Below are 17,108 nucleotides of genomic sequence, written 5' to 3'. Positions count from 1 at the left end.
TTATCACCTCATCACCAGCTTTAACCTGATCAGCGAGGGATAGTTAGTGATAAGGTCTGAGAGATATTCCGCATTGATTTCTTCGGATGGTTTCCACATTAGCTTCTCGTTCCTTATGTAATTCACCATCCTAATCTGCCATAGATCTCCATTAATTCTATACATGATCTGCTCTTCGCTGATTATTATATTTATCTCAATTGGAAGCTTCAATTTGGACCTGAGATGACCTGGTATTTTTCTCTTCAGTTTTTCAATGTCTTCGCATCTGAGTATTATTTTTTCCCCAGACTTCAATGCTATTTCCATGTCCTTATTATTAGCATTTTCTAATGTTATGTACTCAACAACATCATCATTTATCCTTTTCAGATCCTCCAATACTTTCATTTCTATTTTAGCTATTGCATTGCTGTCATGTATTCCTTCCATCTACAGATCCTGCACCTACTTTCCCTTGTATTTAGCGAGAACCATAGCGTGATCCTTATCATATGGGTCTAGATGAACGACGCTTATCGTCTCAAATCCTCCCTTTTCAAGAGTGGATATCTCACGCTTAAACACTTCTGTAGGTTCCTTCGTGACATCAATGCTCCTCGCTTTTATAGCAAGGAAAACGTGCCCTCCATCCTTCAAGAACCATTTGGCATTCTCTATGACAAGAGATGCCTGTTCTGGTTGAGCCACATCAGCGTAAATGACATCACATAGATCAACGATGTGAGAGTAAGTTGAGGGTAATCTAGCATCTGCTAGGATTGGCACTAGATTCCTTCGATCCTTCGCCACAAGAAGAAACTCTCTCATTACTCTTGGGGCAAATTCGACAGAATACACTATCCCGTTGTTTCCAACTATATCGCTAACATGGCTCGGTGTCGTTCCTGCAGCAGCTCCCAAGTAGAGAACCTTGCTGCCTTCTTCTATTGGAACGGCTGAGAGACCTTTCAATATTGCCCCTGCTAGCTTGCTTCTATATGGGATCCACTCCCTGTACTCTACACCCGCTATCCTATAGAGTCTTTCGCCATAGACCCTTTTTCCAGGAACAAGGTTCATCGTTGATAGCTTTCTCGAGCCATCGTCGAACTCTATTTCATATATTCTCCTATTGATCTCGAGCTCTCTAATTTTTACTGGTTCGCTCATTTTCATCTACCTCCAAATTTCTTTTTCCTTTCCTTTCCTCCTTTTCCTCTCCTTTCCTCCTTCCTATGAGGCCTGACTGCTTCCTTTTGGGGGGCTGCTGCTCTGAGTGGGGGTTTAGCGTAGAGCTTTTTTATCTCCTCTATTCTCCGCGTGAGATCTTCAACAAGCTTATCTCCGATCCATCTTCCTGTGAACGCATCGACCTTGGCTGCTATTGCTAGCTTAGCTGCTAGAGTTCTAGCCATTTTACCTCTCTGCCACCTTGGCGCCTTGTGGATTTCAGGATATTGGAAAATGATTCCGTGCTTAGGCGGTTTTGTTCCCGTTTTCAGCGATCTGAAAAGCGCCTTCTCTGCCCCTAGAACCTGTATGGTGCTAGCTGGAAGCCTGGCTAGGGATTCAAGGCTTCCTGCTAAACTTATAAGTCTGGCTCCTAGGAGGCTTCCTACCAAAGCAGTTATATTTGGAGCAACTTCCTTCATAACTCCATCTATGTAATCGGCAAGCTCTTGCCTCAGCGTATATATATCCCAAGCCATTCTAGCTAGCGTTTGAACTGGTTTTATGTCAAAGTCACTGAGATCAGCTCCAATGCTTTCTTTTGCTGCACTCTCTATTTTTTCAACCTTGTCCTGCGATATGCCCAATCTTAAAAGGTTCTCGCCCGTGAAGTTCTCCCTGTGACCTAGCTCCATGACTAGCTTCACGTATTGCTCATGATTTGGAATTAGACTATCGAGCTCAGGGAAATGAACGCTGTACCACTCTCTCAACCTGATGACGTATAGATTGTAAGTCTTATCCAAATCATCAATTGCTCTTATCGCCTGTGCTGCTAGTTGATCTCTTTTCTGTGCAGCCTTTCTAAGCTTCCTCCTAGTATACTCCATTGATAGAAGGTGCATGAAGCTTCTATATTCTTCCTTCGTTTTAAAGTATCCTGTTTGAACGGCTATTTCTTCAATGCTTTGTCTGAATTTTCTGAAAATCTCCTCATGCGGCCTTACATATATCTGAAGACCCTGATAGCTCGTGCTAAGTGCCCTAGCAATTCCCTCTATCTCTACAAGTATCTCATCGCTCCTATTCATTCGCTCAATGAGCCTGATCATGCTGCTCGTTGGCTGTCCTGCTTCGTATTTGAGGAGCTGTTCTACGTTTTCATCGATGTCCTTTGCCTCATGCTCATAATCAGCAAGAGAGCCGTCCTCTTTGACAGCAAATGTTCCAATAGCATGTTGTATTAGGTAAATTTTCATTTTAATGATCACTCCCTAATTTTTTCTCAAACTAGCCTATTAAAACCTTCAATATCTTTATTTTTACTTATCAGATGATCTGAAATAAAGCGATATATTAATATGAGTTCTCTTTTATTTCAAAGAGATATTGAATAGAGAGATTCGTAGCCTTTCTTAGTAGAAGCTTTCACAAAATATTGAGCCATCTTCTCCAGCTCGCATTCTAGCGTAATTGAGTTAACTTCTCCCGGTGAGAGCTTTAGTTGAAAAATGTCCGCGCAATAAACGTTTCCATATATATTGAAAACGTACACACTATTTATTTCTGAGATTTCATCGCCAACATTCTTTATAAAAACTCTTACTGTATAGCTTCCAGGCTTACCTGGCAGAGGTTTGACCGAGACTCCCTCTATTCTTATTAGCTCTGGCAAATTAATCATCCTTAATGATTTTTCAGCCTTTTTTCATATATAAAGAAAATCTTTCTCGCAGCTTGGAAGGTATTAGGATTAAATTCTTTGATTTCATGATAATAGGATTTTTGAAATTTTCATATCTGGGGAAAAGATCCTTCTGACTTCCTCCTGTCCTAAAGGAGAGGCTTTCGGTTTGGTAAAAGCTAGAGAATTTTGTTTATTTTGACTGTATTATTTATGGATTCTCCGTCAATCTTAAATAACCAATCATATAGCTTTATGTGGAAGCTTCCTGGCAGCTGGGTTTCCGTGGCTGCCAAAGTAGATGCAGCCTTGAATGCTGCCATCCCTCCAATCGTTGCTCTCAGAGGAGTGTCAACTGCAAGGAAAGCACCAATAATGGCGGAAACCATGCATCCTAAGCCTGTAACTCTGTCGATAACATTTCTTACCTTGGTTATCTCATTTTGTATTGAATAGACTTCCTTCCCATCACTTACAAAATCTATGGGCCCCGTTATTCCAGCAACAACATTGTACTTTTCTGCTACTTCCTTCACTATGCTCTTTGCTCTTTCAGGTACATAAGCAGCTGAATCTACTCCCTTGGTCTTTCCCATTTCTCCGAGAAGTGAAAGGATTTCTCCATAGTTGCCCTTCACAACGCTGATATTTCCGCTGCTTAGCAGCATAAGAGATATTTCTGTTCTAAGCTTTGTGGCACCTGCTCCAACTGGATCTAGAATTACAGGCTTCTTGTTCTCGCTAGCTATTCTAGCTGCCTTGAGCATAGAGTAGATCCATCTTTCATCAAGTGTTCCAATATTGATAACTATAGCATCGGCCATGGAAACTATATCATTGAGCTCCTCCGGAGAATGGGCCATTATGGGAGAAGCCCCTATTGCTAGAAGCGCATTTGCTGTAGTATTCATTACAACGTAATTTGTTATGTTGTGAACGAGAGGCCTCTTTTCTCTGAGCTTCTCGAGAGATTCGCCTACCCAGCTCATTAAAATCACCTATAATCAATTAATCAAGAATAATATAAATAAATTATTAGTATTAATATCTGAAAATCGTTGATTAATCTGAGTGCTAAGTTATTTTTATTATGTGCTTGAAACAAGCGTAGTAGTTCTAGTTACATTCTCCATCTTTCTCAGAGCTGAGACGAACTTCTCTACTGATTCTATTCTCTCAGCACTTATAACAACAATTAGGTCATATTCTCCAAATAAAGAATAAGCCTTTCCTTCCTTGAGATCATGTGAATTCTTAATAAGTTCATTTATTTCCTGAGAGACTATATCCTCCTTTCCGATTTTTGTGTTTATTAATATGAAGGCAGTCAGGGGAGCCATCTCGATCATCTTGCTCCAGCTCTTTGTTCTAAGCAAAGCTTTATAATTTTTTTGATTCTCTAAGAGAAAAGAGGAATTAATTGATCTGTCTGCCGCCGTAGCTCAGCCCGGTAGAGCACCGGCCTCGTACGGTGAAGTAGTAAAATAGAAAGGAGGTCGCCAGAGAAAGCCGGGGGCCGCGGGTTCGATCCCCGCCGGCGGCTTCTCTTTATTTTAGAGAACATGCTGAATTATTTTATGATTGCCCTTTCTCCTGCTCTTCCTTCTTGCTTTCTTCATCGAGCTTTTTGAGCTCATTCTCTATTTCCTTCTCTATCTCTTCAATTGGCTTTGGAGGTGGAGTTGTAGCTAGGGTATATCCGATCCAAGCGAGAATTCCAAATATTCCAGCAATAGCAAGAAATCCTGTCAATTTTAGAAGTAAAATGTCATAAGTGGTAAGGAATACAAGGTATGCATAAAGAACTATAACTAGGGCAGAAATGGCAAGCAATGATATACCAATTGCTTTGTCTCTAACCATCAATTTTTACCTCCTTATGGACAATCAGTATAGATATTATTATTTTTTTCTCCATATAGTATTCTAACGCTAGTGAATTTAAATTTTCAAGCTAAAAGAAAAATGGTTCTCGCAATAAAATGAATATGTGAAAAAATATTTCAAAAATTTTTGAGAACTTATTCTATTAGATCAATAAACCGCTTTGCCAGGAAAATTAACTTATGTTTGATCTATCTCACAGGAAAAAATAACTTAAAGTGATCTCAGAATTCCTCCATCTACTGGGATGAAGGCACCTGTTATGTAGGAGGCAAAGGGGCTTATCAAAAATGCTACTGCATAGCCTACTTCCTCTGGTCTTCCTAGCCTACCGAGCGGAATTTCCTTGCTCATTTCAGCTAGAACTTCATCTATTTTTCTTCCCTCTCTCCTGGCTCTATCGGCTGCAAGTTGAATAGATCTTTCCGTTTCTATGTGACCTGGAAGGACAGCATTGACCCTTATCCCATATTGAGCAAGCTCTCTGGATAGGGTCTTCACAAGACCATGAACAGTTATCCTCAGAACGTTTGAAAGGGCAATGTTGGGTATGGGTTCCTTCACTGCTATACTGCTTAAAAATACCATGGAGGGATTACTTGATTTTTTCAGATATGGTATAGTCTCCCTTGCCAAGAAAATTGCCGAAGTAACAAGTAGCTTTATCCCCTCTTCCCAGTCTTCATAGCTTAGATCGCTGAAGTATCCCGGCCTTGGAGGTCCTGTGACGTAAACTAATGAATCAAGTCCATCTAAGTTCTGAGCAGTTTCTCTAACGAGCCTACTGATTTCTTCCTTCTTTGTTATATCAGCTACTACTCCAATCGCTCTGCTCCTGTGTGTTTCTGGCAATCTATCAAGTGCCTTGGAAACCCCTTCTTTTGTTCTTCCGTTTATAACAACTCTAGCTCCATTTTCCAATAGTACCTTTGAAATCCCAAAGCCTATCCCTCTTGTCGAAGCTGTAACGAGAACTCTTGTGCCGTTTATATTGAAGTTTGACATTCTGTTCCCACCTTTCTCACAAAATAGATGATAGGTTATTATGACTTATTAAATTAACAACGAAAAGATAATTAGGAAGCAAAGAAATTCATAACCGAAAGTGCCGCGGTAGCTCAGCCCTGGTGGAGCGCTGCCCTGGTAAGGCAGAGGTCCCGGGTTCAAATCCCGGCCGCGGCTTTCTTATTAAAATATTTTTCTTATACTGAAAATTTAAACCCTAAATGATTTTCTAAATTAGGTTAAAAATAAAAATTAGAATAAAAATTATAGGTATATTAGGTATATAATGATAGAATTTTATTTGAAATATTATTAAAAAATTTGAGATAACTTTATATATTTAAATTTTTTTAATAATATTTTATCTTAACTTGAAAAATAGGGGGTGAAGTGCTGTTTGGGATTGAAGAATATACTAGGAATGATAATGACTTTTCTGGGGGCAGTGCTTCTCCTTCATGGCCTCTACATAGGATTGACCCACAATCCGAGAGGAATTTTTGGGGAGGACTCTCTAACCTTCATTGTTGGAACTTATTTGCTCATAGCAGGCCCAGGATATTGGCTCGGTGAGGTTCCAAAGGAAGTACTTTCAAGAGTGAGGAAAGAGGCACTTGGAGCTAAGGAAGGGGAGCAAAAATGAATGTCTTGCTTCTTTTATTGGTAGCTGTTGTTTGGTATATTGCTTTTTATTTTACGTATGGTCGTTTTCTACAAAAAAGAGTAGTAAATGCTGACGACAAAAACATAACACCTGCTCATAGGCTTTTTGATGGTATTGATTACGTTCCTGCCAACAAATATGTGCTCTACGGACATCATGTAGGAGCAATAGCAGGAACTGGGCCCATTGCGGGACCCACTATGGCAATGGCTTGGGGATGGTTGCCGGCTTTCCTGTGGATCCTTCTTGCTAATGCAGTTATAGGAGCTGTTCATGACTATCTTGCTTTGATGTCCTCGATTAGATATGAATCTAAGACCATAGGAACTGTTGCTGGAAAGGTTCTCTCAGACAGAGTTAAGTACATATTCCTTTGGTTTATGCTGTTCTCGTTAATTCTTATTATTGCTGCTTTCGTCATCTTTGATGTTAATGTTTTTATGACTAGGCCTCAGGTTGCTACAGCGATTATGCTTTTCATGCCAATAGCCATAATTGTTGGAGTGCTAATTTATAAGCTGAACTTTCCCCTGCCCTATGCTGTTGCAGTAGGACTTCTGCTAATTATTGGAGCTATTTACGTTGGATACCACATTCCGTTGGTCATTACAAACTACAATGTATGGGTAACTCTCCTGCTTATATTTGGATGGCTAGCTGGGTGGCTTCCACTTTGGTATCTGCTGCAACCGAGGGACTTCCTGAACGTATACATAATGTGGGGAGGGATAATAATTGGAGCCGTTGCATTGATTGTATCAATGGCTAGTATACAAATACCTGCAGTAACATCACTAACTCAACCTCTTGTAGGATACAAGCCATCTCCAGTATGGCCTGTAATTGTCCTCGTTATAGCATGTGGAGCTCTCTCAGGTTTCCATAGTTTAGTAGCTTCTGGAACCACAGCAAGACAGTTGAGCAGCGAACTCGATGCCCTCATGATAGGATATGGGGGGATGTTCACTGAGGGTCTAGTAGCTCTGGTAGTCGCTTTTTCCGTTGCCAGCACTCTTCCCCAAAGTTTTCAAATGCTCTCGTCAACAACATCTTGGCCAGCTGGAGTTGATAAAAATCCATTCACGTTTGTTGTTGCTAATACTCTAGGAGCATTCACCCAAGGATACGGAATTGTTGTTCACAATGCCTTCGGTATTGACATAATATACGGAGCAATATTTGCTGGTCTATGGTTTGCAACTTTTGATTTCGCTGTGCTTGATACCGCTAATAGATTAGCAAGGTTCACATGGATGGAGATCATTGAGCCTCTTAGAAATAGAACACCGACGCTGCATTCTATATTGAACAATCGATATATAGCATCTCTGATTCCACTGGCAATAGGGGGTAGCCTCGCATATACAGGATCGATCTCATATGTTTGGCCAGCTTTCTCGGGAGCAAACCAGCTATTAGCTGCTCTTGCTCTAATTACTACATCCTCGTGGGTCTTTTACGTATTGAAAAAGCCTATGAAGGTAGCACTAGCAATATTCATACCAGCATTCTTCCTCTGGGGAACTGTGACAACGGCTTTAGTTTGGTATCTGCTGAATGTAGCATATCCAACTTTCACAAAGGGATTAGCTGCTGGCAATATGTCAACGATGTACATGGGATTAGCTCTGACTGTTATAGTGATTATACTAGTAGCTCTCGACCTAATGCTGATGGCAGAATTCCTAAATGTTGCTGCAAAAAGGAGGAAAAATAAAAATGCTACTGCTTAAAAAAATTAAGCTCTTTTTTTCCTCTTTAGTTAGTTTTTTTAGAATTTATTCAGGACAACAAGCGATCTCCTCTCTAGAAGGAATGTATTCAGAGCTTGTGAATATTTTTTCCGTTATTGCTATTGGAAGCTTCGTGGGTCTTCCTGTTCCTGCTTCAATAACAATCAGATTGATCCCACTGCTGAATGAAGATATAAAACACATGATAGCGAAGGCAAATCGCCTGGATGATGAGTTTGGAGATTTGTTCGGTATACTGAATATGGAGGCTTGAGATTTTGCTGCTGAGCTCGAAGGAGGGCTTGAGCAGGGTAATATTGGTAACAGGAAAGGGGGGTGTGGGAAAAACAACATTTTCTGCCCTTCTTTCCCTTGCAATAGCACCATATGAAAAAGATGTTCGTGTTGTTTCAATAGATCCCTCTCATCACTTGGGAGACGTTCTTGAGACAGAGCTCAGTCACGAAGAAAGGAAAATTCTCGATAATTTAAGAGCTGCCGAGTTGAATATGGATATTCTGGTTGAAAATTACTTAAGAAAGGAAAGCGAGTTTCTCAAAAGAACTTACAAAGCAACCAGTGCGTTGAATCTGGAGAAGTTCTTTGATGTTTTGAAGTATGCACCTGGGATTGAGGAGGAGGCAGTTGCTGAGCACTTGTTTTCCTATTTCAAGGAAGATGTGGTTACAATTGTGGATACTCCACCAACGGGACCTACCCTAAGGATTTTGAGCTTTCCGTGGATCCAGGAAATGTGGTTACAGAAGCTCATTGAGCTTAGAGCCAAAATAGTTGGGTTGAAGGAGTCCATCGACTCTATAAAGATGGGAAAAAAAGTAGAGATTGACGATAAAATATTGTATGAGCTATTGAAAATGAGGGAAGAAGTCTCCACAAAAATAAATTTGCTGAGAGACTCAAAAGAGTTTGGAGTTTTTGTAGTGACAATTCCTGAAAGGTTACCTCTTTTGGATATGGAAAGATTAATTGTAGAGCTAAAAAAGAAAATGGTGAAAATTATCGGAATCGTGCTAAACAAGTATAATGAAAGCAGAGACAGAGATGTTTTAGAGAGAATTAGAAGTCAATATCAAGGTATCCCAATAGTCTTGATTCCGTCTCATGATAGCTCGAATATTATTGGTAAGGAGAGATTACTTCACCTCTTGAGAGAAGTGAAGGTGATAGAATGAACATAGAATATGTACTTCTTGCTATCATAGTAATTTTGGCCATTCTCATGCCGATTGTTTTCTTTAGAGAGCACAATAGGAACGTTAGGAAAATGAAGGAGATAAGTGAAGGACTAGAGAAAATGCTAAAGCCTAAAGATAAGATATACACTTTGCTGGGAACTTCTCTCGGGTTCCGAGCACTTTATAGGCTGGATAGAGATGGAATAAAGAGAGCAGAAGCCGTTCTCCTCCTCTTGCCCAGGCACTCTCTGGTCTACTATCCGATTTCCAAAATTACTTCGAGATACGATAAGCTTATTCTTAAAGTGGAGTATGTGGAGAACTTGGATTTGAAGCCAAGCACAATAGAGAGAAAAAAGAAGTTCTGTAAGGAGGGAGAAAAAATTAGATATGCGGGAAAGAACTTCACGATGTGCGGGAAAGATGCTGGAAAGCTTTTCAATATGCTGGGATTTCTGAGGAATCAGAAGGACTTTTTACGAATAAGCTATGAGAATAAAATACTATTTGTTGAATTCAAATCCTCATCTATAAGCGTTCTCAACGATCTCGATAGCATTTTGAGAGAAGCAGCAAAATTCGTGATCTCTAAACCATAAAGTAAACTGATTTAAAGTACTTCGATCAGCTATTTTTAACCTTGCTAAAAAGCTTATTAGGAATACCGTTCAAGTGAGCTCCATGAATGTGAGCGTGCATAGCAATGATAAGTGCTCGCATTAAAAATGAAATTTCAGCAAAAAATGCTCATCTATTATTCATAGGAAGAGGTGCATTCCAATGCCCAGATGGACAGTAATAGAAGTAATAAGAAGCTCTCCGGAAAAATACATGGAAATGGTCAGAAAAAGAGGAATGGATGTTTCAATAGTTCATGAAGCTATCGATATAGATAGTAAGCGAAGAGAATTCATGAAAGAAATAGAGCAATTAAGGAAAGAGCATAATCTCCTCAGCAGGGAGATCTCCAAGAGCAAAGATGAAAGTACAAGAAAGGATCTTTTGCAGAGGGCCAAAAGTATTGAGGAAAAAGTTGCCATGAAGGAAAGAGAGCTGGCAGAGATAGAGAGCAAGTGGATGGAGACAATGAAGAAACTCCCCAATATATTAGCAGATGATGTTCCAGTAGGTTTTTCCGATGAAGAAAATGTGCCTGTTAGGTTCTGGGGAAAGCCAAAAGTTATGAGAGAAAGCCTAGAGGAATTCTTAAATCAGACAAAAAGGTGGGGTTTTGAAATTGAGTATGAATTAATTGAGAATAGGAAAATAGTAGGACATGCAGATATGCTAGAAAAAGTTCTGAAGATGGGGGATACTCTTCAGGCAGCAAAGGTTGCTGGATCCAGATTCTATTATCTTATTGGGGATATAGTTTGGCTGGATTTCGCTATAAGCATGTATGCTCTTGATTTGCTTACAAGAAAGGGCTTCACTCCCGTTATTCCTCCATACATGCTTAGAACCGAGGTGCTTGAGGGAGCAATTGACTATTCCTCATTCAAGGATATGATATATAAGATTGAGGGAGAAGATCTTAACCTGATAGGAACTGCAGAGCATCCTCTCATGGCCCTCGCCTTTGAAAATCCTCTGAAGGAACAGGAGCTTCCTTTAAAGCTTGTTGGTTGGAGCCCTTGCTTCAGAAAAGAGGCAGGAGCTGGAAATAGAGATATAAAGGGGATATTCAGAGTTCATCAGTTTCACAAGATAGAGCAATTCATATTTGCCCATCCAGAAAACAGCTGGAAGCATCTGGATGAAATGGTTGAAAATACTGAGGAAATATTGAGAGGACTCGAACTTCCCTATAGGGTTGTGAATGTTGTGAGTGGTGAACTTGGGCTTCCAGCTGCAAAGAAATATGATATTGAAGTCTGGTATCCATCTCAGGGAAAGTACAGGGAAATAGCAAGTATTAGCCAAGTGCTGGACTGGCAAGCCTTCAGGGCTAATTTGACGTATCTAAGAGCTGCTGATGGAAGGAGAGAGTATCTCCATACGCTTAATGGTACGGGAATACCAACATCAAGGGCAATAACTGCCATCCTTGAGAACTTCCAGGAAGCAGATGGGAGAGTGATAATACCAAAGGTCCTGAGAAAGTACTTGGAACCTATTGAGAAGGCGCCTGTGGATGAGCTCAGGCCGAAAGAGAAATAAAGCAAATTGGGGAGAAAGAGCCGTAATAGTTGGAATAGATCTCTCACTTCGTAGAGAAACTTATTTATGCATATATCATTGGGGAGGGAGGAAGTTCATTTTTAGAAAGGCAATGAGCAACGATGATATAATTCAATATTCAATTGCAAAGTCCAAAAGGTATAGAATAATCGTGGTTATTGACGCTCCCTTATCAGTTGAGAAGAAATATAGAGATCTAGATAGGCTGGTTACCATGATTGGAGGAAAAGTTCTTCCTGTATCGTTTCCAAGCATTAGGGAACTGGCAAAGAGGGGGATCGAAATTTCCAAAGTAATGAAAAAATTACGAAAAGATGCAATAGTTGTTGAAACTCATCCCAGAAGTGCAGCCAGAGCTATGGGGTTTCACGATGCAAGAGAAATGGCGGAGAAGATATTGACCCTTAAGCTGAGCAAGGACTATGCAGATGCAGCTGCTTGCTGCATTGTGGGAATCATGCTGCTATTTGGAAAGGTTATTGAAATTGTTTCGAGCGATGGGAAAGATGTTTTTGTTTTGCCGGTGTTGCTATGATGGATGAGTGCCTCTATATATTTGATGTGGATGGGGTTCTTCTAGGGAAAGAAAAAGAAAAGGATCCTGTTCAGGGAATGCTATTGCTCAAGGAGAGAGCGAAGAAAGGAAAAATAGTTGTAATAACTGGGAGGCCTCTCAAGGAGAGAAGAAGAATCATGGATGAACTGAAAAGCAGAGGTCTCAGTCCAGGTGATGTTTATCAGTTCATTTTCAGAACAGAAGATGAGGATCCAAGAAGTTGGAAGCTAAGGACTCTGAGAAATCTGGCAGAGGAAGAGCATATTTGTGAAGTTCACGACGATGATGAATTATTACTCTGGTCTCTTAAGAAAGATCCCCTCTTTAAGGGCACAAGGCTATTCGTGTATGTAGAGGGAAATCCTTCTCCTTTCTAGGATATGAGTTTCCATCTTCTCTCCTTAGCATCGAAATATATTACTCCAGTTCTCTGCATCTCTAGGAAAAGATCCCTTAGCTCTTTCATTTTTTCCGACGCCAAAATTGGATCGCTCTCATCGATGCTCTCTATCTGCTTCAAGAGCTCTTCGAATTTCCTTGGATGAATCAGATACGTCTCACTGCTTCCCTTTAGCTCGATTGCTCCAAGAGCTCTGAGCCTCTCGCTTATCCTTCTGCCCTGCTTTGTTTTAGCTAAGTCGACGCTCTCTCTCACGAACCCCCTTTCTTTAAGTAGCTTTAGAGCTTCATCCATTTCATCAGTAATTTTAGAGGAAAATGGTGATTTCATTTCCTTTATAGTTCCTTCCAATCCTTCTAGTCTTTTCTCAATTGCAAAGATACTTTGCTCAATTTCTTCAAGCTTTTTCAGAACTTCGCGGCAGCATTCATCTTCCTCACTTTTCACATCCGTGAATTCCTTCAGCGTTTTCCTTACCATGTTCTCTCACCCTCCGGAGCACTTTAGAAAATAGTAAAAGAGAGTTAAAGCAACCAGATCTGAGATCGATCCGAGGGACTCATTTGCCGAATTGCTATAGCAGCAATCTCTTGAGGCGATTTCGGCTCTTTCTATCCCCTTTCTCCTATAAGTTAGGTAATCTGTGAAAATGCAGCAAAGGCTGGAAAATAGAGAATCCAGAGCAGACGAACTTGGTATTCGACAAGATAGTTTTTTTACTAAGCTAGCTGAGAGAGATCGCGTATATGGAAATCCTCTCGATGTCTCAAATGATACAGGATCAAATGGATTGAGCCTCAAGATATCAACCAATCTCATTCTTCTTTCCTTTGCTTCAAACATCTGTAGGACAGAGGGAATAATAGAAGATGAGAATCTTCCAATAAAGCTTGGGGATGAGATTCTTATTGCCTTGATATAGTTCTCAGGGTCCATTGTATATAGAAGGCTTGTCCCACCTTCTGCTGCTGTATCCGGACTCAGGCTGCTATTGAATAGAGCTCCATAGGAATTCAGGTAGAGCAAAAAGATCTCTCCAAAAGCTAAGTTTGTACCAAACATTTTGCTCTGCTCTTCAACAATTTCTGTGAACCCTTTTCCGCTGCCATCCTCGGAGTAGAGCTTCTCCATAATCATGCTTCCCAGATCATATCCGAAAACCACGAAATCCTGGAGCTTCTTGTCGTCATGATCTCTTTTCCTCGAAACGTTCAAGGCTACACCCCAACCTGTAGGTTCCAGCATGACTGCTAGAGCAATTGCCCTCTCAATCTTTCTCTCGATGTTCTTCATTTTTTCTTGCTCTCCCTTCGATTTTCTCAAGTGCTGAAAGCAAGGTCTCATCTTCGGCAACCCTCTTCAATCTATCGATGAAGAAAAGGAAATTTCTTATCCTCTCTTCTCTTCTTCCTATGTCGAATCTGCTTGCTTCTATTAGAGCTTCAATCATTAACCCAGTAGCTCTCGTGAGGGGAAAAACGCTGTTTTCATCTATCCACTCTTCTTCTAGAGACAAGATGATTTTAGCAGGATCCCCCATTGCAGCTGATTCTACGACAGCTCTGACAATCATATATGCTCCTTCTATCCTTGGAGGATATTCTTCCCAATGGATCTTCACTCTGCTGCCCTCAAAAGCATTTAGCAGAAGCCCTGGAGAGCTGGTGAAGTTGAGGAAAATTTCTTTCTCTACTAAACCGAAATTCGAAAGGAGCAAAGAATAAATTCTGCTTCCTGGATAGACGTTTGCTTCTCCTTCTTTCTCAGATAGGATTTTTACTCCAAGAAAGGCAGGCCTGTTTCCCAATGCCCTATGCAGAGCAAGAGATTCCACATAGAATCCCTTCAGTTCGTTTCTCCATTTTCCTGGAGAAGATAGCTGCTTCATTTCAAACAACCTTCCTAAATGGAATCATGAAGTGCTCCTTCCTCCATAAATATATCGAGAGCTCATTCTTGTTCTCCTCACTGACAACTTCAAGCTCGCCTTTAACTAGTGCTATCTCATCCTCTTCGAACAGCTCGCAGAATCTTCCTCTATCGGATTGTATTGATATCCTAGCACCAGTTGAGATTTCCTCGGCAATATATTTGCATGGATATAGATAATTTGCTCTGGCATCAAGAATTTTTACCTTTCTTTCAACCTCCCCAATCTTTCTCACTTTTCTTTGGCATTCAAGGGGCTTCTCTGGTATTGCTGGAATGAGCCTTATGTAGACATCAATTCCCCTGTACTTGCCCTGAAGTCTCTTTCTAGCTTCTCTATCTATAAGTTCCATTGTTATTGGCTTTTGTCCTCTCTTAATAAGGAGCTCAAAAGCTTCTCTCTCAGAATATTTTTCCAGTAAATTTTCTCTTTCCAAGATGCCGTATATTTGCTCGCAGGTTCTTCTTCCATAGACTACGATATCTATATCTTCTGTCCTTTTTCCCACCAATAGGCCTCCAGTAACACCAATATCCTCACTTCCGCTTAAATCCCTCAGCCTTTTCATGAGCTCAAGGGCTCTCATAGCAACCTTGTCGCTTTTTATTTTCGGTCCTGATCTAGGATCCAGGATTTCATCGAATGAAGAGGGAAATAGCAGGGGGACTAGCCTTCCAAAACACTCAGAAAGCTCCAGTCCAGTTGGAAGAATTTTCTCTGCGATAGAAATTGATTCCTCTGCTTCCTTAATAGCGGTAAGAGAGCCCATCTTCTCAAGATATCTTGGGATAACTAATCTCTTGCCAGATATATCATAGTAAGTTCTTGCAATCCAATAGCTGCTCTTCAATCTACCTATAAAACCCTCTATCATTTTAGATCCTTATGGATAAGCTCTTAAGCTCGGGGAAAAAAGCTTTCCTTAGGTGCTCGGGATGAGGATCCTTTATGCATATAGCGAGCAGGACATAGCTGGAGTTGGAATTGCCAAGAGCTTGAAGGGAATGGTAGGTGATGAAGCTGTTAGAGGGTTTGCGGAAAGCGTTGTTGAGTTCAGCTTTCTGGAGAATTTCAAGGAATTTGATTCTTTCCTCATTCTATCGAGACACAGAAGTGAGTCGAAGATTCCATGTCTGACTGTACACTCTACAGGAAATCTCCTGAAGACTGCAATTCTTGGAGGAAGGGGGGAAGAGCTCTCAATGAGCTTCCCCAGACTCAATGGCTTTCTTCTGAAGGGGTTGAGAAGGAGGGCTGAGAAGGCTGGACTGCTGGGAGAGCTGAGAGTTACATATGAAGCTACGCATCATGGTCCAAGCAACCTAAACAAACCAATAACATTCATTGAGATTGGAAGCGATGAAAGTATGTGGAAAAGGGAAGATCTCCATTTTCTTGTAGCCGAAACAGTCTATGAGGCTCACGAGCTGCTCACAGAGAATAGCCTGCCTGAATGTGAGAAGGCAATTGGATTTGGGGGTGGCCACTACAGTGAAAGGCATACTGAGCTCACTTTGACAAGGGGGGTATGTTTTGGCCATATAGCGCCTAAGCATGCGATTAGGGAGGGGTTGAGCGAGAAGGTCCTTTCAGAAATGTTCGACAAAAACTATGAGGGAATAGAGAGCGCATATGTGGAGAAGAAGGCTGGAAACAGGATATTCAGAGAACAGATAGAGAAAGCTGCAATGCTGAGAAAAGTTAGGGTAAACTACTTTTAACCGCTCCTATGTCCTCCTCCATGATTTCTCAGTTTCCCAGCTATTTCCCTCCAATAGTGACAAGCAACTTTTCTGCTTCCATTAACTGCTTCGAATTCAGGTTCAATTTCTCTGCATTTTTCACTAGCAAATGGACATCTTGTGTTGAACCGGCATCCCTTCGGTGGATCAACAGCACTTGGTATCTCTCCTTTCGATTCAATCCCTGGTGGCTTGAGTTTCTCCTCCTCCTCAGACAGAGTTGGAATTGAGGAAATCAGCATCATTGTATATGGATGCAGAGGCCTCTCGAAGAACTCTCTTGTTTCTGAAAGCTCGTATATTTTCCCTAGGTACATTATAGCAACCTCATCAGCTACGTTTCTCATCAGGCTTAAATCATGAGTTATGAATATATATGTCAGCCCCATTTCCTTCTGGAGCTTCATGAGAGTTGTGATTATTTTTGCCTGCACGCTAACATCCAGAGCACTGGTAGGTTCATCGAGAATTATCAGCCTTGGCTCACTAGCGAGGGCTCTCGCTATAGCTACTAGCTGTCTCTCTCCCCCTCCAAGATCTCTTGGATATCTGCTCACATAATCTGATGGGAGCTGAACTTTCTCCAGTAGTTCCTTTGTTGCCTTTCTCAATTCCTCATATCTTGTTATCTTCATGTGAACTTTCAGGGGAAGCGATAGAATTTCCTCAATAGTTTGCTTTGGATTAAGACTTGTACTGGGATCCTGAAATACCATTCCTATTTGCTTCTTAATGAAAAGAGGCCTCCTTCTTGCATCAGTGCTTATATCAACTCCATTGAAAATCACTTTTCCTCTTGTTGGGGGGTATATGCCCGCTATAACATGTCCAGTAGTGCTTTTTCCGCTACCACTTTCTCCCACCAATCCAAGTGTCCTTCCCTCCTTCACCGAGAAAGTGATGTCATCTACAGCATGAACTATACCTTTTGGGGTCTTGAAGTGCTTTGTAAGAGATATAACGCTGAGAATTTCGCTCATG

Annotated in this window: 22 protein-coding genes and 2 tRNA genes; 11 read left to right on the top strand and 13 right to left on the bottom strand. The window is 40.9% G+C overall.

What is annotated here, in order from left to right:
* Nucleotides 1-3: 3 nt before the first annotated feature.
* The 6 genes from QXR92_05615 to QXR92_05590 all read right to left on the bottom strand — a co-directional run bounded on the left by QXR92_05615 (nt 4) and on the right by QXR92_05590 (nt 4,185).
* A complete protein-coding gene (locus tag QXR92_05615) occupies nt 4-432 on the bottom strand; it encodes a DUF61 family protein (GenBank protein ID MEM0319476.1) in 429 nt (142 codons plus the stop codon).
* Between the two features lie 15 nt (nt 433-447).
* Nucleotides 448-1,152, bottom strand: coding sequence for a fibrillarin-like rRNA/tRNA 2'-O-methyltransferase (locus tag QXR92_05610; protein MEM0319475.1), 705 nt, complete (start codon nt 1,150-1,152; stop codon nt 448-450).
* Between the two features lie 2 nt (nt 1,153-1,154).
* Complete coding sequence (locus tag QXR92_05605; protein MEM0319474.1) at nt 1,155-2,411, bottom strand: C/D box methylation guide ribonucleoprotein complex aNOP56 subunit; 1,257 nt, start codon at nt 2,409-2,411, stop codon at nt 1,155-1,157.
* Between the two features lie 119 nt (nt 2,412-2,530).
* Nucleotides 2,531-2,827, bottom strand: a complete 297-nt coding sequence (locus QXR92_05600; GenBank protein ID MEM0319473.1) for a hypothetical protein — start codon at nt 2,825-2,827, stop codon at nt 2,531-2,533.
* A gap of 188 nt (nt 2,828-3,015) precedes the next feature.
* Nucleotides 3,016-3,825, bottom strand: coding sequence for a hydroxyethylthiazole kinase (gene thiM / locus QXR92_05595; GenBank protein MEM0319472.1), 810 nt, complete (start codon nt 3,823-3,825; stop codon nt 3,016-3,018).
* 99 nt (nt 3,826-3,924) lie between these two features.
* Nucleotides 3,925-4,185, bottom strand: coding sequence for an Lrp/AsnC family transcriptional regulator (locus QXR92_05590; protein MEM0319471.1), 261 nt, complete (start codon nt 4,183-4,185; stop codon nt 3,925-3,927).
* A gap of 82 nt (nt 4,186-4,267) precedes the next feature.
* Between QXR92_05590 and QXR92_05585 the strand changes: the two genes are divergently transcribed.
* A tRNA-Thr gene (locus QXR92_05585) sits at nt 4,268-4,379 on the top strand.
* A gap of 32 nt (nt 4,380-4,411) precedes the next feature.
* On the opposite strand, the gene QXR92_05580 is transcribed toward QXR92_05585, so the two are convergent.
* Together QXR92_05580 and QXR92_05575 are read right to left on the bottom strand one after the other, a co-directional pair.
* Entirely contained in the window at nt 4,412-4,699 is a 288-nt protein-coding gene (locus QXR92_05580; protein MEM0319470.1) for a transcriptional regulator, read from the bottom strand.
* A gap of 234 nt (nt 4,700-4,933) precedes the next feature.
* Complete coding sequence (locus tag QXR92_05575) at nt 4,934-5,725, bottom strand: SDR family oxidoreductase (GenBank protein MEM0319469.1); 792 nt, start codon at nt 5,723-5,725, stop codon at nt 4,934-4,936.
* A gap of 102 nt (nt 5,726-5,827) precedes the next feature.
* On the opposite strand from QXR92_05575, the gene QXR92_05570 reads away from it, so the two are divergent.
* The 9 genes from QXR92_05570 (at nt 5,828) to QXR92_05530 (ending at nt 12,432) form a co-directional block, all read left to right on the top strand.
* Nucleotides 5,828-5,902, top strand: a tRNA-Thr gene (locus QXR92_05570).
* 220 nt (nt 5,903-6,122) lie between these two features.
* Nucleotides 6,123-6,368, top strand: a complete 246-nt coding sequence (locus tag QXR92_05565) for a hypothetical protein (protein MEM0319468.1) — start codon at nt 6,123-6,125, stop codon at nt 6,366-6,368.
* Nucleotides 6,365-8,122: a carbon starvation protein A gene (locus tag QXR92_05560; protein ID MEM0319467.1), complete on the top strand. Its 1,758-nt coding sequence runs from the start codon at nt 6,365-6,367 to the stop codon at nt 8,120-8,122. The genes QXR92_05565 and QXR92_05560 overlap by 4 nt, the downstream gene beginning before the upstream one ends.
* An 82-nt stretch (nt 8,123-8,204) precedes the next feature.
* Entirely contained in the window at nt 8,205-8,396 is a 192-nt protein-coding gene (locus tag QXR92_05555) for a hypothetical protein (GenBank protein MEM0319466.1), read from the top strand.
* A 4-nt stretch (nt 8,397-8,400) separates the two neighbouring features.
* Nucleotides 8,401-9,315: an ArsA family ATPase gene (locus QXR92_05550; protein ID MEM0319465.1), complete on the top strand. Its 915-nt coding sequence runs from the start codon at nt 8,401-8,403 to the stop codon at nt 9,313-9,315.
* Complete coding sequence (locus QXR92_05545; GenBank protein MEM0319464.1) at nt 9,312-9,917, top strand: hypothetical protein; 606 nt, start codon at nt 9,312-9,314, stop codon at nt 9,915-9,917. The genes QXR92_05550 and QXR92_05545 overlap by 4 nt, the downstream gene beginning before the upstream one ends.
* Nucleotides 9,918-10,098: 181 nt before the next feature.
* On the top strand, nt 10,099-11,478 hold the full coding sequence (serS, locus tag QXR92_05540) for a serine--tRNA ligase (GenBank protein ID MEM0319463.1): 1,380 nt from the start codon (nt 10,099-10,101) through the stop codon (nt 11,476-11,478).
* Nucleotides 11,453-12,034, top strand: coding sequence for a DUF429 domain-containing protein (locus tag QXR92_05535; GenBank protein MEM0319462.1), 582 nt, complete (start codon nt 11,453-11,455; stop codon nt 12,032-12,034). Before serS ends, QXR92_05535 begins: the two co-directional genes overlap by 26 nt.
* Nucleotides 12,034-12,432: an HAD family hydrolase gene (locus QXR92_05530; GenBank protein MEM0319461.1), complete on the top strand. Its 399-nt coding sequence runs from the start codon at nt 12,034-12,036 to the stop codon at nt 12,430-12,432. Before QXR92_05535 ends, QXR92_05530 begins: the two co-directional genes overlap by 1 nt.
* On the opposite strand, the gene QXR92_05525 is transcribed toward QXR92_05530, so the two are convergent.
* The 4 genes from QXR92_05525 to QXR92_05510 are packed head-to-tail and all read right to left on the bottom strand — an operon-like array spanning nt 12,429 to nt 15,259.
* Nucleotides 12,429-12,935, bottom strand: coding sequence for a hypothetical protein (locus QXR92_05525; protein ID MEM0319460.1), 507 nt, complete (start codon nt 12,933-12,935; stop codon nt 12,429-12,431). The two genes, QXR92_05530 and QXR92_05525, sit on opposite strands and share 4 nt — an antisense overlap.
* A 6-nt stretch (nt 12,936-12,941) precedes the next feature.
* Complete coding sequence (locus QXR92_05520) at nt 12,942-13,748, bottom strand: triphosphoribosyl-dephospho-CoA synthase (GenBank protein MEM0319459.1); 807 nt, start codon at nt 13,746-13,748, stop codon at nt 12,942-12,944.
* Complete coding sequence (locus QXR92_05515; protein ID MEM0319458.1) at nt 13,723-14,343, bottom strand: DUF447 family protein; 621 nt, start codon at nt 14,341-14,343, stop codon at nt 13,723-13,725. The genes QXR92_05520 and QXR92_05515 overlap by 26 nt, the downstream gene beginning before the upstream one ends.
* Nucleotide 14,344: 1 nt before the next feature.
* Nucleotides 14,345-15,259, bottom strand: a complete 915-nt coding sequence (locus QXR92_05510) for a hypothetical protein (GenBank protein MEM0319457.1) — start codon at nt 15,257-15,259, stop codon at nt 14,345-14,347.
* 61 nt (nt 15,260-15,320) lie between these two features.
* Here QXR92_05510 and QXR92_05505 point away from each other — a divergent pair, with 61 nt between their 5' ends.
* Nucleotides 15,321-16,106 carry a D-aminoacyl-tRNA deacylase gene (locus tag QXR92_05505; GenBank protein MEM0319456.1) on the top strand — a complete coding sequence of 262 codons (786 nt, stop codon included), beginning with the start codon at nt 15,321-15,323 and terminating at the stop codon, nt 16,104-16,106.
* Here QXR92_05505 and QXR92_05500 read toward each other — a convergent pair.
* Nucleotides 16,103-17,107: an ABC transporter ATP-binding protein gene (locus tag QXR92_05500; protein MEM0319455.1), complete on the bottom strand. Its 1,005-nt coding sequence runs from the start codon at nt 17,105-17,107 to the stop codon at nt 16,103-16,105. The two genes, QXR92_05505 and QXR92_05500, sit on opposite strands and share 4 nt — an antisense overlap.
* Nucleotide 17,108: the final 1 nt, after the last annotated feature.

It is taken from the genome of Fervidicoccaceae archaeon (genome assembly GCA_038734945.1).
Classification (GTDB): domain Archaea; phylum Thermoproteota; class Thermoprotei_A; order Sulfolobales; family Fervidicoccaceae; genus ARK-14.
The sequence above is the reverse complement of the archived record's forward strand: the minus strand, read 5'-3'. Positions and strand labels throughout refer to the sequence as shown.